Raw genomic sequence first — 15,244 nt, forward strand, 5'->3', positions numbered from 1 at the left:
ACAGAGGACCGCATTTCCAATGTAAGAGCGAGCCTGCTCGCGATGGGGCCAGCGCAGCTCCCAGAAAAACACTGCCCATCAGAGGCAGCACCTCAAACACCGTGAGGCCCATTCCATGATCCAGCCCTTGAGCCACCTTCCCCATTCCCAGGAAGACCCGACCTCCCTCGCCGCCCGCTTCAGCGACCTGGCGCCACCCCTCAACGACCGGCAGGCCCATCTGGAAGCGTCCCGATGCCTGTACTGCTACGACGCACCGTGCGTGAACGCTTGCCCGAGCGAGATCGATATTCCGTCGTTCATTCGCAACATCCACCAGGACAATGTCCAGGGCGCGGCCCAGAAGATTCTCTCGGCCAACATCCTCGGCGGCAGTTGCGCCCGGGTCTGCCCTACGGAAATCCTCTGCCAGCAAGCCTGCGTGCGCAACAACAGCCACGAATGCGCCCCGGTGTTGATCGGCCAGTTGCAGCGCTACGCCGTGGACAATGCCCAATTCAGCGAACACCCGTTCAAGCGGGCCACCGCCACTGGCAAGCGCATCGCCGTGGTCGGCGCCGGCCCGGCGGGCCTGTCCTGCGCTCACCGCAGTGCGATGCACGGCCATGACGTGGTGATTTTCGAGGCCCGGGACAAGGCCGGCGGCCTCAATGAATACGGGATCGCCAAGTACAAACTGGTGGACGATTACGCCCAGCGCGAACTGGACTTCCTGCTGGAGATCGGCGGCATCGAAATCCGCCACGGCCAGAAGCTGGGAGAAAACCTCAGCCTGAGCGAACTGCACCAACAGTTCGACGCGGTGTTCCTCGGCCTCGGCCTGGCCGCCAGCAAGCAACTGGGCCTGAGCGATGAACAAGCGCCGGGGCTGCTGGCCGCCACCGAGTACATCCGCGAGCTGCGCCAGGCCGATGACCTCAGCCAGTTGCCGCTGGCCGACCGCTGCATCGTGCTCGGTGCCGGCAACACCGCCATCGACATGGCCGTGCAGATGGCCCGCCTCGGCGCCCGGGACGTCAGCCTGGTTTACCGTCGCGGGCTTGAGGACATGGGCGCCACCGGCCACGAGCAGGACATTGCCAAGGCCAATCAGGTCCGCCTGCTGACCTGGGCCCAACCGCAACAGGTGCTGCTCGACGACGCTGGCCACGTGCGGGGCATGCGCTTCTCCCGCACCCATCTGGAGAACGGACGACTGGTCATCGATGCCGACACGTTCGACCTGGCCGCCGACGGCATTTTCAAGGCCATCGGCCAGGCTTTTGACGAGGACGCACTGGCGGACCCGCTGGCCCGGGAACTCAAGCGCCAGGACGGACGGATCCTGGTGGACGAACACCTGCGCACCAGCATCGCCGGCGTGTATGCCGGCGGCGATTGCACCAGCCTGGACCAGGACCTCACCGTACAGGCGGTGCAGCACGGCAAGCTCGCCGCCGAGGCGATCAACGCCCAACTCATGCTCAACGTGGAGGCTGCGTAAATGGCCGATCTGTCTATTGTCTTCGCCGGCATCAAAGCCCCCAACCCGTTCTGGCTGGCCTCCGCGCCGCCCACCGACAAGGCCTACAACGTGGTCCGCGCATTCGAGGCCGGCTGGGGTGGCGTGGTCTGGAAAACCCTGGGGGAAGACCCGGCGGCGGTGAACGTGTCGTCGCGCTACTCGGCGCACTTCGGCGCCAATCGCGAGGTGTTGGGCATCAATAACATCGAGCTGATCACCGACCGCTCCCTGGAGATCAACCTGCGGGAAATCACCCAGGTGAAAAAGGACTGGCCGGACCGGGCGTTGATCGTGTCGCTGATGGTGCCCTGTGTCGAGGAGTCCTGGAAACACATCCTGCCCCTGGTGGAAGCCACCGGCGCCGACGGTATCGAACTGAACTTCGGTTGCCCCCACGGCATGCCGGAACGGGGCATGGGCGCGGCGGTCGGTCAGGTACCGGAGTACGTCGAACAGGTGACCCGCTGGTGCAAGACTTATTGCTCGCTGCCAGTGATCGTCAAGCTCACGCCGAACATCACCGACATCCGCGTCGCCGCCCGGGCGGCCCATCGCGGTGGCGCGGATGCGGTGTCGCTGATCAACACCATCAACTCCATCACCAGCGTCGACCTGGAGCGGATGGTCGCGCTGCCCACCGTCGGCAGCCAGAGCACCCATGGGGGTTACTGCGGCTCGGCGGTCAAGCCGATCGCGCTGAACATGGTGGCGGAAATCGCCCGTGACCCGCAGACCCGCGGCTTGCCCATCTGCGGCATCGGCGGCATCGGCAGTTGGCGCGATGCCGCGGAATTCATCGCCCTGGGCAGCGGCGCGGTTCAGGTGTGCACGGCCGCAATGCTGCACGGTTTTCGCATCGTCGAAGAGATGAAGGACGGCCTGTCACGCTGGATGGACAGCCAGGGTCACGCCAACCTTCAGGCGTTCTCCGGTCGCGCGGTGGGCAACACCACCGATTGGAAATACCTGGACATCAACTACCAGGTCATCGCCAGGATCGACCAGGAGGCCTGCATCGGTTGCGGCCGTTGCCACATCGCCTGCGAAGACACCTCGCACCAGGCCATCGCCAGCCACAGGCAGGCTGACGGAACGCGCAAATATGAAGTGATCGATGAAGAATGCGTAGGCTGCAACCTGTGTCAGATCACCTGCCCGGTGCAGGATTGCATCGAGATGGTGCCGGTGGAAACGGGCAAGCCGTTTCTGGATTGGGATCATGATCCGCGTAATCCCTATCATGTAGCGGTTTGAGAGCTGCGGTGCCTGGACTGGCGCTATCGCGAGCAGGCTCGCTCCCACATTGGAAACGCTGTCTCCTGTGGGAGCGAGCCTGCTCGCGATGAGGCCATCAGAAGCACCACAAGTTTCAGGGTTCCAACCCGATCCCCCGCAAGATCACCCCGGTCACCGTCTGCACCGCCCGCTCGAACTGCATGTCCGACAACGGCTGGTGATCGTTGAGGATGTTGATCTGGTGGTCGAAGTCGGCGTAATGCTGGGTCGACGCCCAGATCATGTAGAGCAGGCTCGACGGCTCCACCGGCAGGATGCGTTTGTCCTCCACCCACTGGCGAATCTTCGCTTCCTTCATCTTGGCCCACTCATAGAGGCTGGCGTCCAGCGCCTGCCCCAGCGTGGGCGCACCATGGATCACTTCGTTGGCCCAGACCTTCGAACCATGGGGCCGGCTGCGGGAGTGGTTCATCTTGGCGCGGATGTAGCTGCTGAGCACTACCCGCGGATCGTCGAACATTTCGAAACACAAGGCGTCCTGCTTCCAGACTTCCAGCAGATCGAACAGCACGGCGCTGTACAGCTCGCTCTTGGTGCTGAAGTAGTAGTGCAGGTTGGAACGGGGCAACTGCACTTCAGCCGCGATGTCGGCCATGGCAGTGCTGCCGAAGCCTTTCTCGGCAAAGACCTTCTCGGCGGCCAGCAGGATTTTCTCGACGTTACTGCGACGAATCTCGATCTTGTGATTGCCCATGAGGGCTCCCTGGCAACAGCGATGCCCAAGACTAGCATCCACCCACTGTCGAAAACACCGCGATTCCCCGCGGGAGTCGCTCCTTGTGGCGAGGGGATTTATCCCCGCTGGGCTGTGAAGCAGCCCTAATTACAGATACCTGGATGTATCAGACATATTGTGCGAGTGCCTAGGGGGCTGCTTCACAGCCCAGCGGGGATAAATCCCCTCGCCACAGAAACTGAGGTGCTTCGAGGGGACTATTCGACCAATGTCTTAGACCAGTCATCGCATAACCCTCAGGTGAGGCCGCTGCTTGCAAAGAGCCGCCGCCAAAGGCCTGGCCCTGTCCTTTGCTTTGCTGCAACCATTGACCCAGCCCATTTCCCAGCATCGCCCAGTTGGATAATTCCGATCATGGCCAGTTGACAACGCGCAGCGCCCAACAAATAATCCACGCCATGTTGTACGACGACGTATGACAAATAAAAACAACAAAAAAGCAGGAGCCGTCATAGTGAGCAAACGTGTCCGTTTTTCTCCCGACCACCGTTCAACCCGCCGTACCCTTCTCCATTCCAGCCCCGCAATGCTGCTGCTCGGTTGCACCGGCCTGGCCGCGTTCCTGCCAACCGCCGTCCACGCCGAAGGTTTCGTGGATGACGCCAAGGCCACGCTGAACCTGCGCAATGCCTATTTCAACCGTAACTTCACCAACCCGAACAACGCCCAGGGCAAGGCCGAGGAATGGACCCAGAGCTTCATCCTCGACGCCAAATCCGGGTTCACCCAGGGCACGGTGGGTTTCGGCATGGATGTGCTGGGCTTGTATTCGATCAAGCTCGATGGCGGTCGCGGCACGACGGGGACGCAACTGTTGCCGGTGCACGATGACGGCCGCCCGGCCGATGACTTCGGCCGCCTGGGTGTCGCCCTCAAGGCCAAGGTGTCGAAGACCGAGCTGAAGGTCGGCGAATGGATGCCGGTGTTGCCGATCCTGCGCTCCGACGACGGTCGTTCCCTGCCGCAAACTTTCCGCGGTGGCCAGGTCACCTCCACCGAGATCAGCGGCCTGAGCCTCTATGGCGGCCAGTTCCGCGCCAACAGCCCGCGCAACGACGCGAGCATGGAAGACATGTCCATGAACGGCCGCTCGGCCTTCACGTCCGACCGTTTCAACTTCGGCGGTGGTGAGTACGCCTTCAACGACAAACGCACCCAGGTTGGCGTCTGGTACTCGGAACTGAGCGACATCTACCAGCAGCAGTATTTCAACCTGACCCACAGCCAGCCCATCGGCGACTGGACCCTGGGTGCCAACCTCGGCTACTTCATCGGCAAGGAAAACGGTAGCGCCCTGGCCGGCGACCTGGACAACAAGACCGCCTTCGCCCTGCTCTCGGCCAAGTACGGTGGCAACACCTTCTATGTCGGCTTGCAGAAGCTCAGCGGCGACGATGCCTGGATGCGCGTCAACGGCACCAGCGGTGGCACCCTGGCCAACGACAGCTACAACTCCAGCTACGACAACGCCAGGGAAAAATCCTGGCAAGTGCGCCACGACTTCAACTTCGCCGCTGTCGGCGTACCGGGCCTGACCCTGATGAACCGCTACATCAGCGGCGACAACGTGCATACCGCCACGGTGGACGATGGCAAGGAATGGGGACGTGAAACCGAACTGGCGTACACCGTGCAGAGCGGCGCGCTGAAGAGCCTCAACGTAAAGTGGCGTAATGCTTCGATTCGTCGGGACTACAGCACCAATGAGTTCGACGAGAATCGCATCTTTATCAGCTACCCGATCAGCTTGTTGTAAGGCGGCTGCGGTGGGTCTGTCGCTCAAGCGACGACTGATCCACCGCTATCGCGAGCAGGCTCGCTCCCACAGGGGATTGTGATGAACACATTATCTGTACACGACGCCAACCACTGTGGGAGCGAGCCTGCTCGCGATGGCGACGGTACATCCAACATCTATGCAAGCTGACCCACCGCTTTCGCGAGCAGGCTCGCTCCCACAGGGAGATCAACATGAGGACAAGGATATTTTCCAGCGGTCAAACGGCAACCTATAACTGATACCTCTCACTGTTCGCTCAGGTAACTCCATGACTACCACACACATTCGTCACCCTTTCAATCGCTTGCTACTGACCGGTGCCGCCGGCGGCCTGGGCAAAGTCCTGCGCGAACGCCTCAAGCCTTTCGCCCGGCACATTCGCCTTTCGGACATCGCCAACATGACTCCGGCCATCGATGAAAGCGAGGAAGTGGTGCTGTGCGACCTGTCCGACAAACAGGCGGTGCATCAACTGGTGGAGGGCGTCGATGCGATCCTGCATTTCGGTGGTGTTTCGGTAGAGCGCCCGTTCGAAGAGATCCTCGGCGCCAACATCAGCGGGGTGTTTCACATTTATGAAGCCGCCCGCAAGCACGGCGTCAAACGCATCATTTTCGCCAGCTCCAACCACGTGATCGGTTTCTACAAGCAGGACGAAGCCCTCGACGCCCTGTCCCCTCGCCGTCCGGACGGCTACTACGGCCTGTCCAAGTCCTACGGCGAAGACATGGCCAGTTTCTACTTCGATCGCTACGGCATCGAGACCGTCAGCATCCGCATCGGCTCTTCGTTCGTCGAACCCCAGAACCGCCGAATGATGAGCACCTGGCTGAGCTACGACGACCTCACCCACCTGATCGAATGCTCGCTCTACACCCCGAAAGTCGGGCACACCGTGGTGTATGGCATGTCCGCCAACCGCGATGTCTGGTGGGACAACAGCCACGCTGCGCACTTGGGTTATCAGCCCAAGGACAGTTCCGAAATTTTCCGCGCCAAGGTCGAAGCGCAGCCGATGCCGGCCGCCGATGACCCGGCCCGGATCTACCAGGGCGGTGCTTTCGTAGCGGCCGGCCCGTTCGACGACTGATTCGCCTGTTTTTCATGGGATACGAATGTACAAAGGAATCACCATGCAAGCTGAATTGATTGTCGACGCACGCAACGCCGTCGGGGAAAGCCCGGTGTGGGTTCCCGGGGAAAATGCGCTGTACTGGGTGGACATTCCCAGCGGCGGCCTGCAGTGCTGGAACGCCGGGACCGGTCAACTCAAAGGTTGGGAAGCCCCCGAAATGCTCGCCTGTATCGCCCGTCACCAGGACGGCGGTTGGGTGGCCGGCATGGAGAGCGGTTTCTTTCGCCTGCACCCCAACGACGACGGCAGCCTGGACAGTGAACTGTGTGCGAACGTCGAGCATAGTCGCACCGACATGCGCCTCAACGATGGTCGTTGCGACCGTCAGGGGCGTTTCTGGGCCGGCAGCATGGTGCTGAACATGGGCGCCAACGTCGACCAGGGCCGGATGTACCGTTATGAGGCTGGACAGCGCAGCCCGGTCGAGGCGCAATTGAGTGGTTTCATCGTGCCCAATGGCCTCGGTTTCAGCCCGGACGGACGGACGATGTACCTCTCCGACTCGCACCCTTTGGTGCAGCAGATCTGGGCCTTCGACTACGACATCGACAGCGGCACGCCCTCCAACCGCCGGCTGTTCGTCGACATGCAGCCCCTGGCCGGACGCCCCGACGGCGCGGCGGTGGATGCCGAGGGTTGCTATTGGATCTGCGCCAACGATGCCGGGCTGATCCATCGCTTTACCCCGGATGGCCGGCTGGACCGCTCGCTGGCCGTACCAGTGAAGAAACCGACGATGTGCGCCTTTGGCGGCAGCCGTCTGGACACCCTGTTCGTCACCTCGATCCGCCCAGGCGATGACAACGACCCGCAATCCCTGGCCGGTGGCGTGTTCGCCCTCAACCCCGGCGTCAAGGGCCTGGCTGAACCTGCTTTCGGAGGACGGAAACACTCCGCGAACTGATCTGCTTTACCGCTTCACATCGATAGACATAAAAACAACAACACTGGAGATAGATCATGAATTTCAAACGCACGCTTTTGATCGCCGCTTTGCCCCTGGCCTTCCTGGCGCAGGCGGCTCATGCCCTCGATATCAAGATCGCCGACATCCACCCCAAGGGCTACCCGACCGTGGTTGCCGAGGAATCCATGGGTAAAACCCTGGAAAAGGAGAGCAACGGCGAGTTGAAGTTCAAGTATTTCCCAGGCGGCGTACTGGGCTCTGAAAAAGAAGTCATCGAGCAGATGCAAGCCGGCGCGATCCAGATGACTCGCGTCAGCCTGGGTATCGTCGGCCCTGTGGTGCCGGACGTGAACGTCTTCAACATGCCATTCATCTTCCGCGACCAGGCCCACATGCGCGCCGTCATCGACGGTGAAGTGGGCGATGCGATCCTCGACCGGATCACCAACTCCGAGTTTGGCCTGGTGGCCCTGGCCTGGATGGACGGCGGCACGCGCAACCTCTACACCAAGAAGCCAGTGCGCAAGCTCGAAGACCTCAAGGGCATGAAGATTCGTGTCCAAGGCAACCCGATGTTCATCGACACCATCAATGCCATGGGCGGCAACGGTATTGCGATGGACACCGGCGAGATCTTCAGCGCCTTGCAGACCGGCGTGATCGATGGCGCGGAAAACAACCCGCCGACCATGCTCGAGCACAACCACTACCAGAACGCCAAGTTCTATAGCCTGACCGGTCACCTGATCCTGCCCGAGCCGATCGTGATGTCGAAAATCACCTGGAACAAGCTCACGCCGGAACAGCAGGACATGGTGAGAAAAGCCGCCAAGGCGGCCCAGGCCGAAGAGCGCGTGCTGTGGGACAAGAAGTCCGCCTCCAGTGAAGAAAAACTCAAGGCTGCCGGCGTGGAGTTCATCACCGTCGACAAGAAACCTTTCTACGACGCCACCGCACCGATCCGGGCCAAATACGGCGCGCCTTATGCCGACCTGATCAAGCGTATCGAAGCGGTCCAGTAATCCCTTTCGATCTGTACTCATGAAAAGGCCAGGCGCGCCTGCGGTTAAAAGGCGCGCCCGGTTACGGTGGAACCCGATGAAGAATTTACTGCTGCGTATCAACGACACGATTTACATGACTTGCATCTGGGTGGCCGGCCTTTCTGTCCTTGCCGTTGCGCTGATGATTCCGTGGGGGGTTTTTGCCCGCTACGTTCTCGGTACCGGCTCAAGCTGGCCAGAGCCTACCGCCATCTTGCTGATGATCGTCTTTACCTTCATCGGTGCCGCCGCCAGCTACCGCTCCGGCTCGCACATGGCCGTGGACATGGTCACCAGCCGCCTGCCCCGGCGCTGGCAAACCCTGGCTTCGGTTTTCACCCAGCTCCTGATGGCTGCGGTGTGCATTTTCATGACCATCTGGGGCACCAAGCTGTGCATGACCACCTGGAATCAGTTCATGAGCGCCATCCCCACCCTGCGCGTCGGCATCACCTACATGCCGATCCCGGTCGGTGGTTTCCTGACACTGATTTTTGTCCTGGAAAAGCTCTTGCTGGGTGATCAAAGCAAGCGTCGGGTCGTGCAGTTCGACCTGGTTGAAGAAAACGAAGGTGCCGCTTAATGGACGCTCTGATTCTGCTGGGCAGTTTTTTGTTGTTGATCATGATCGGCATGCCGGTCGCCTACGCGCTGGGCGCTGCCGCCCTGATCGGGGCGTGGTGGATCGATATTCCGTTCCAGGCCATGATGATTCAGATAACGGGCGGCGTGAACAAGTTCTCGTTGCTGGCCATTCCCTTCTTCGTCCTGGCCGGTGCGATCATGGCCGAGGGCGGCATGTCCCGCCGATTGGTGGCATTTGCCAGTGTGTTGGTAGGCTTCGTGCGCGGTGGCCTGTCATTGGTCAACCTCGTAGCCTCGAGTTTTTTTGGCGCGATCTCCGGTTCCTCGGTAGCCGATACCGCTTCGGTCGGTTCGGTGCTGATTCCGGAAATGGAACGCCGCGGCTATCCGCGTGAGTTCGCCACCGCCGTCACCGTCAGTGGTTCGGTGCAAGCGCTGCTGACGCCGCCCAGCCACAACGCGGTGCTGTACTCCCTCGCCGCTGGCGGCACCGTTTCCATCGGATCGCTGTTCATGGCCGGCATCGTCCCCGGCATCATGATGAACCTCTGCCTGATGGCGCTGTGTCTGGTCTTTGCGAGAAAGCGCAATTACCCCAAGGGCGAGGTGATTCCGCTCAAGCAAGCGTTGAAGATCTGCAAGGAAGCCATGTGGGGCATGATGACCCTGTTCATCATCCTGGGCGGCATTCTCTCGGGTGTTTTCACAGCCACCGAGTCGGCCGCCATTGCCGTGGTCTGGGCATTCTTCGTGACCATGTGCATCTATCGCGACTACAAGTGGAGCGAGTTGCCGAAACTGATGCACCGCACGGTGCGCACCATCTCCATCGTGATGATCCTGATCGGCTTCGCCGCCAGCTTCGGCTACATCATGACGCTGATGGAAATCCCGGCGAAAATCACCACCGCGTTCCTGACCCTGTCGGACAACCGCTATGTGATCCTGATGTGCATCAACGTGATGTTGCTGCTGCTCGGCACCGTGATGGACATGGCGCCGCTGATCCTGATCCTGACGCCGATCCTGATGCCGGTGATCATGGGCATCGGTGTGGACCCGGTGCAGTTCGGCATGATCATGCTGGTGAACCTGGGTATCGGCCTGATCACGCCACCGGTGGGCGCGGTGTTGTTCGTGGGTTCGGCCATTGGCAAGGTCAGCATCGAAAGCACTGTCAAGGCCCTGCTGCCGTTCTACGCCATGCTGTTCCTGGTACTGCTGCTGGTGACTTACGTCCCCGCCATTTCGCTGTGGCTGCCGCATCTGGTGTTGTAATTCGAAGCAAATCCCCTTGGTGGCGAGGGGATTTATCCCCGCTGGGCTGCGCAGCAGCCCCATCACAGCAGACTCAATCTGTTTGACACACCGAGGCGGCTGGTTTTAGGGCTGCTTCGCAGCCCAGCGGGGCGGTGCGACGTTTCGATAAATCCCCTCGCCACCATAGCGTTCACATAGAAACCCTTGCACCGCCCCTCCTACCCTGCAGACAACGCCCCTATGACCTCCCTCCTGCATCTTGAAGACGACTTGACCCGCCTCACCGTGGCGCCACACCTGGGGGCCAGCCTGGTCAGTTGGACCTTGCGCAGCAACGGCCAGCCGCTGCTGCGCCCGCCCGCACCCCAGGCGCTGGAAAACCGTCTGCCCGGCAAGCTCGGCTGTTTTCCATTGATTCCCTGGTCGAACCGGATCGCCAACGGCGGTTTCGATTGCCCTGGCGGCTGGCTGGCACTGGAGGCCAATAGCCCCAACGAGCCTTTTCCGATTCATGGCAGCGCCTGGCAACAGGCGTGGCAGGTGATCGAACAGAGCCCCCAGGAGGCATCGCTGCAACTGCACAGCCAATACCCGTTCGCCTATTGCGCCGACCTGAAAATCCGCCTGGACGGTGGCCAGTTGCAGATTTCCCTGCACGTCACCCACCTGGCTGAACAGCCGGCATGGCATGGACTGGGCTTGCACCCCTACTTTCCTCGGACCAGCGCCACACGCCTGCAAACCCGCGCCACCGACGTCTGGCTGTGCGACGCCACGAAGCTGCCGACGGAACTGAGTGCCGTCCCCGCGCACTGGAACTTCCAGCAGCCTCGCGTGCTGCCCGACACCCTCGTGGACAATGGCTTCGGCGGTTGGGACGGACACTGCCTGATCGAACAACCCGGCCTGGGCTATGCACTGGAGTGCCGAGCCAGCGGCAGCGATTACTTCCTGCTGTACTGCCCGGTGGGTCTGGACTTCTTCTGCATCGAACCGGTCAGCCACCCGGTCAATGCCCATCACCTGCCGGGACGACCGGGGTTGCGCCTGCTGGAGCAAGGGCAGTCGGTGGCGTTGGGATTTTCGATGCAGTGCAAGCCACTGTAATCCCTGTGGCGAGGGAGCCTGCTGTGGCAGCAAGGCTTGCCCGCGATAGAGGCGACACGGTTCCAAGGTAAAAATGGCGCTAACTTCATCGCGGGCAAGCCTTGCTCCCACACTGAGTTTTCACAGCTGCGCACATTACGCCCGCACCCACATGTACACCGCCACCCCCAGGCACACCCCGGCAAATCCCACCTGCAACACCCGGGCCGGGACTCGGGACGCCAGCCGCCGGCCCAGTACCATGCCGACAATGCTGGCCACGATGAACCCCGCCCCGACCTGATCGATACGCACCCCGGCATGAAAGGCCCCCGCCACGCCGATCAGCGAAATCAGGCTGATGACCATCAGCGAAGTGGCGACGATCCCGCGCATCTGCACATCGGTCAGTTGCTTGAACGCCGGCACGATCAGGAAACCGCCACCCACGCCCAGCAGGCCGGAGACCACCCCGGTCACCGCGCCGAGCGCCGCCAGCGTGGCGGTGCAGCGCGGGGTCCAGGCCAGGCGTCCGGTCTGGCGGTCGAGCATGCAATTCTTCTGGCCCCAACTGGCCGCGCCGTGGTCGCTCGGCCCCGGCTGCGGAGTTTCCCGGCGCAACATGCGTGCCGCCACCAGCACCATCAACAAGCTGAACAGGATCATCAGGATTTTTTCCGGGAGCTGATGGGCCAGGAAAATGCCCAAGGGCGAAAACACCGCCCCCAGCAAGGCGATCAGCAACGCCGCGCGATAGCGCACCAGGCCATGGCGCAAGCCATCGATGGCGCCCACCGCCGCCGCACTGCCCACGGCGAACAACGCCACGGGCGCGGCCTGGGTCATGGTCAAGCCCAGGCCCAGCACCAACGCCGGAACCGCGAGGATGCCGCCGCCCGCCCCGGTCAATCCCAGGACCAGGCCCATGGCCACACCGAAAAAACTCGCCAGTAACATAAGGTTCTCTCAAGCCGCGCACACCTGTTGGCAGGTGCGATCGCATTTGCAGGACGCCTTGGCCCTCACTAAGCTGCGGACCATATGTTGCTAACCTTAGATGTTGCAACCGGTTCCTTCCGCACAGGTTCGTTGTCATGCCCGCGCAGATCCAAAGCTTCCTCGACCCCGCTTCACAGACCTACACCCATGTCGTTTATGAACAGGGCGCTGGGCCATGCGCGGTGGTCGATCCAGTGCTCGACTACGACCCGGCCTCGGGGCGCAGCGGCACCACGCAGGCCGACCGGGTGATCGCCTTCGTGCGGGAACACCGGTTGACCGTGCAATGGCTGCTGGAAACCCACGCCCACGCCGATCACCTCTCCGCCGCGGCCTACCTGCGGCGGGAACTGGGCGGCAAGATCGCCATCGGCGAGTCTATCGGCCAGGTCCAGAACGTGTTCAAGGCGCTGTTCAACCTCGAAGCGCAGTTTGCCGTGGACGGTTCGCAGTTCGATCATCTGTTCGGCCCCGATGAAACATTCTTCATCGGCAACCTCAAGGCCACTGCGCTGCACGTGCCCGGTCACACCCCGGCGGACATGGCGTACCTGATCGACGACGATGTGATCCTGGTGGGCGATACGCTGTTCATGCCCGATGTCGGCAGTGCCCGTTGCGACTTCCCCGGCGGCAACGCCCACCACCTCTACACCTCGATCCGCAAACTGTTAGCGTTTCCCGCCGACGTGCGGTTGTATGTGTGCCATGACTATCCGCCAGACCATCGCGAGCCCCGCTGCATGAGCACCGTGGGCGAACAGCGCCAGCACAATATCCACGTTCACGATGGCATCGACGAAGCGACCTTCGTCGCCATGCGCACCCAGCGCGACGCCACGTTGGGCATGCCGACGCTGCTGTTGCCGGCGATCCAGGTCAATGTGCGGGCAGGCAACCTGCCGCCGGCCGAAGCCAATGGCGTGACCTATCTGAAGATTCCGCTCAATCAGCTTTGAAGGCAAAACCCTGTGGGATTGCGGCTATCCGTTGAGGTTCAGGTACCCAACGTCAACCCATTCGCCGGCAGCGGCAACGCCGTCTTGTAGCGCACCTGCTTGAGCGCGAAGCTGGAACGGATATTCGCCACGCCCGGGACCTTGGTCAGGAAGTCCATCATGAACCGCTCCAGGGACTGGATCGTCGGCACCAGCACACGGATCAGGTAATCCGGATCGCCCGCCATCAGGTAGCACTCCATCACCTCGGGCCGGTCGGAGATCGCCTCTTCGAAGTGCTGCAGCGCCTCCTCCACCTGCTTCTCCAGGCTGACATGGATAAACACGTTGACGTGCAGCCCCAGCAGGTCGGCATCGAGCAGCGTGACCTGCTCGCGGATCACCCCCAGCTCCTCCATGGCCCGTACCCGGTTGAAGCACGGCGTTGGCGAAAGGTTGACCGAACGGGCGAGATCGGCGTTGGTGATGCGGGCGTTCTCCTGAAGGCTGTTCAGAATGCCGATGTCGGTGCGATCCAGTTTGCGCATGAGACAGATATTCCTGTTTTTTATCGTTGTGCAGATTTTTTATCTGCAAATGCTCAGAACAGCAAGCCAACAGAGAAAAATATTCTTCGCCGTCGAGCCTATGATTGTTGTAGGACAATTCTCCTTATCCAAGAGATTTGTCAGCTAGCGCGCCCACTACAAGAAATTCACAAGATCGAGCGTAGAAAGCCATGAACCCAGCGTATGAACCGCTACGCCTGCACGTCCCAGAACCTTCGGGCCGTCCCGGCTGCAAGACCGACTTCTCCTACCTGCATCTGAGCGATGCGGGCACGGTGCGCAAACCCTCCATCGATGTTGAACCGTCCGATACCGCCGACTTGGCCCGGAGCCTGATCCGCGTACTCGACGACCAAGGCAATGCCCACGGTCCATGGGCCGAAGACGTGCCCCTCGACATCCTGCGCAAGGGCATGCGCGCCATGCTCAAGACGCGGATCTACGACAACCGCATGGTGGTCGCCCAACGCCAGAAAAAGATGTCGTTCTACATGCAGAGCCTCGGCGAGGAAGCCATCGGCAGCGGCCAGGCCCTGGCGCTGAACATCGATGACATGTGCTTCCCCACCTATCGCCAGCAAAGCATCCTGATGGCCCGTGACGTGCCGCTGGTGGACATGATCTGCCAACTGCTGTCCAACGAGCGGGACCCGCTCAAGGGCCGCCAGTTGCCGATCATGTATTCGGTCAAGGAAGCCGGCTTCTTCACCATCTCCGGCAACCTCGCCACGCAGTTCATCCAGGGCGTGGGTTGGGGCATGGCCTCGGCGATCAAGGGCGACACCAAGATCGCTTCATCCTGGATCGGTGACGGCGCCACCGCCGAGTCGGACTTCCACACCGCCCTCACCTTCGCCCACGTCTACCGGGCGCCGGTGATCCTCAACGTGGTCAACAACCAGTGGGCGATCTCCACCTTCCAGGCCATCGCCGGCGGTGAAGCCACCACCTTCGCCGGACGCGGCGTCGGTTGCGGCATCGCCTCGCTGCGGGTCGATGGCAACGACTTCATGGCCGTCTACGCCGCCTCGCGCTGGGCCGCCGAACGCGCCCGCCGCAACCTCGGCCCGACCCTGATCGAATGGGTCACCTACCGCGCCGGCCCGCACTCCACCTCCGACGATCCGTCCAAGTACCGGCCCGCCGACGACTGGAGCCATTTCCCGCTGGGCGACCCGATTGTCCGTCTCAAGCAACACATGATCCGCATCGGCCAATGGTCGGAAGAAGAACACGCCGCCGTCACCGCCGAGCTGGAAACCCAGATCATCGCGGCCCAGAAGGAAGCCGAACAGTACGGCACCCTCGCCGGCGGACAGGTGCCGAGCGCCGCGACCATGTTCGAAGACGTCTACAAAGAGATGCCGGAGCACTTGAAGCGCCAGCGTCAGCAGTTGGGGGTCTGA

At 61.7% G+C, this 15,244-nt stretch carries 14 protein-coding genes; 11 read left to right on the forward strand and 3 right to left on the reverse strand.

What is annotated here, in order from left to right:
* Positions 1–115: 115 nt before the first annotated feature.
* Complete coding sequence (locus tag LOY35_RS17170) at positions 116–1,483, forward strand: NAD(P)-dependent oxidoreductase (RefSeq protein ID WP_258625057.1); 1,368 nt, start codon at positions 116–118, stop codon at positions 1,481–1,483.
* Positions 1,484–2,758, forward strand: coding sequence for an NAD-dependent dihydropyrimidine dehydrogenase subunit PreA (gene preA, locus LOY35_RS17175; RefSeq protein ID WP_258625059.1), 1,275 nt, complete (start codon positions 1,484–1,486; stop codon positions 2,756–2,758).
* A 115-nt stretch (positions 2,759–2,873) separates the two neighbouring features.
* Here preA and LOY35_RS17180 read toward each other — a convergent pair whose 3' ends face one another.
* Positions 2,874–3,494, reverse strand: a complete 621-nt coding sequence (locus tag LOY35_RS17180) for a TetR/AcrR family transcriptional regulator (RefSeq protein ID WP_258625061.1) — start codon at positions 3,492–3,494, stop codon at positions 2,874–2,876.
* Between the two features lie 568 nt (positions 3,495–4,062).
* On the opposite strand from LOY35_RS17180, the gene LOY35_RS17185 reads away from it, so the two are divergent.
* The 7 genes from LOY35_RS17185 (at position 4,063) to LOY35_RS17215 (ending at position 11,353) form a co-directional block, all read left to right on the forward strand.
* Positions 4,063–5,292, forward strand: a complete 1,230-nt coding sequence (locus LOY35_RS17185; RefSeq protein ID WP_258633662.1) for an OprD family porin — start codon at positions 4,063–4,065, stop codon at positions 5,290–5,292.
* 292 nt (positions 5,293–5,584) lie between these two features.
* Positions 5,585–6,406, forward strand: coding sequence for an NAD(P)-dependent oxidoreductase (locus LOY35_RS17190; RefSeq protein ID WP_258625064.1), 822 nt, complete (start codon positions 5,585–5,587; stop codon positions 6,404–6,406).
* A 43-nt stretch (positions 6,407–6,449) separates the two neighbouring features.
* Positions 6,450–7,355, forward strand: a complete 906-nt coding sequence (locus LOY35_RS17195; RefSeq protein ID WP_258625066.1) for an SMP-30/gluconolactonase/LRE family protein — start codon at positions 6,450–6,452, stop codon at positions 7,353–7,355.
* Between the two features lie 56 nt (positions 7,356–7,411).
* Entirely contained in the window at positions 7,412–8,380 is a 969-nt protein-coding gene (locus LOY35_RS17200; protein WP_258625067.1) for a TRAP transporter substrate-binding protein, read from the forward strand.
* 76 nt (positions 8,381–8,456) lie between these two features.
* Entirely contained in the window at positions 8,457–8,984 is a 528-nt protein-coding gene (locus LOY35_RS17205) for a TRAP transporter small permease (RefSeq protein WP_258625070.1), read from the forward strand.
* Entirely contained in the window at positions 8,984–10,264 is a 1,281-nt protein-coding gene (locus LOY35_RS17210; protein WP_258625072.1) for a TRAP transporter large permease, read from the forward strand. Before LOY35_RS17205 ends, LOY35_RS17210 begins: the two co-directional genes overlap by 1 nt.
* Positions 10,265–10,486: 222 nt before the next feature.
* Positions 10,487–11,353 (forward strand): aldose 1-epimerase, encoded by an 867-nt coding sequence (locus LOY35_RS17215; RefSeq protein ID WP_258625073.1) that lies wholly within the window; start codon positions 10,487–10,489, stop codon positions 11,351–11,353.
* A gap of 135 nt (positions 11,354–11,488) precedes the next feature.
* Here the strand turns inward: LOY35_RS17215 and LOY35_RS17220 are convergent, their stop codons facing one another.
* The gene (locus LOY35_RS17220) at positions 11,489–12,289 is read right to left on the reverse strand and encodes a sulfite exporter TauE/SafE family protein (RefSeq protein WP_258625074.1); all 801 of its coding nucleotides are present in this window, start codon (positions 12,287–12,289) and stop codon (positions 11,489–11,491) included.
* A gap of 137 nt (positions 12,290–12,426) precedes the next feature.
* Between LOY35_RS17220 and LOY35_RS17225 the strand changes: the two genes are divergently transcribed.
* Positions 12,427–13,290 (forward strand): MBL fold metallo-hydrolase, encoded by an 864-nt coding sequence (locus LOY35_RS17225; protein ID WP_258625076.1) that lies wholly within the window; start codon positions 12,427–12,429, stop codon positions 13,288–13,290.
* A gap of 38 nt (positions 13,291–13,328) precedes the next feature.
* Here LOY35_RS17225 and bkdR read toward each other — a convergent pair whose 3' ends face one another.
* The gene (gene bkdR, locus LOY35_RS17230) at positions 13,329–13,817 is read right to left on the reverse strand and encodes a Bkd operon transcriptional regulator BkdR (protein WP_003202929.1); all 489 of its coding nucleotides are present in this window, start codon (positions 13,815–13,817) and stop codon (positions 13,329–13,331) included.
* A 191-nt stretch (positions 13,818–14,008) separates the two neighbouring features.
* Here bkdR and LOY35_RS17235 point away from each other — a divergent pair, with 191 nt between their 5' ends.
* Positions 14,009–15,244, forward strand: coding sequence for a 3-methyl-2-oxobutanoate dehydrogenase (2-methylpropanoyl-transferring) subunit alpha (locus LOY35_RS17235; protein WP_258625079.1), 1,236 nt, complete (start codon positions 14,009–14,011; stop codon positions 15,242–15,244).

It is taken from the genome of Pseudomonas sp. B21-028, from assembly GCF_024749045.1.
Taxonomy (GTDB): domain Bacteria; phylum Pseudomonadota; class Gammaproteobacteria; order Pseudomonadales; family Pseudomonadaceae; genus Aquipseudomonas.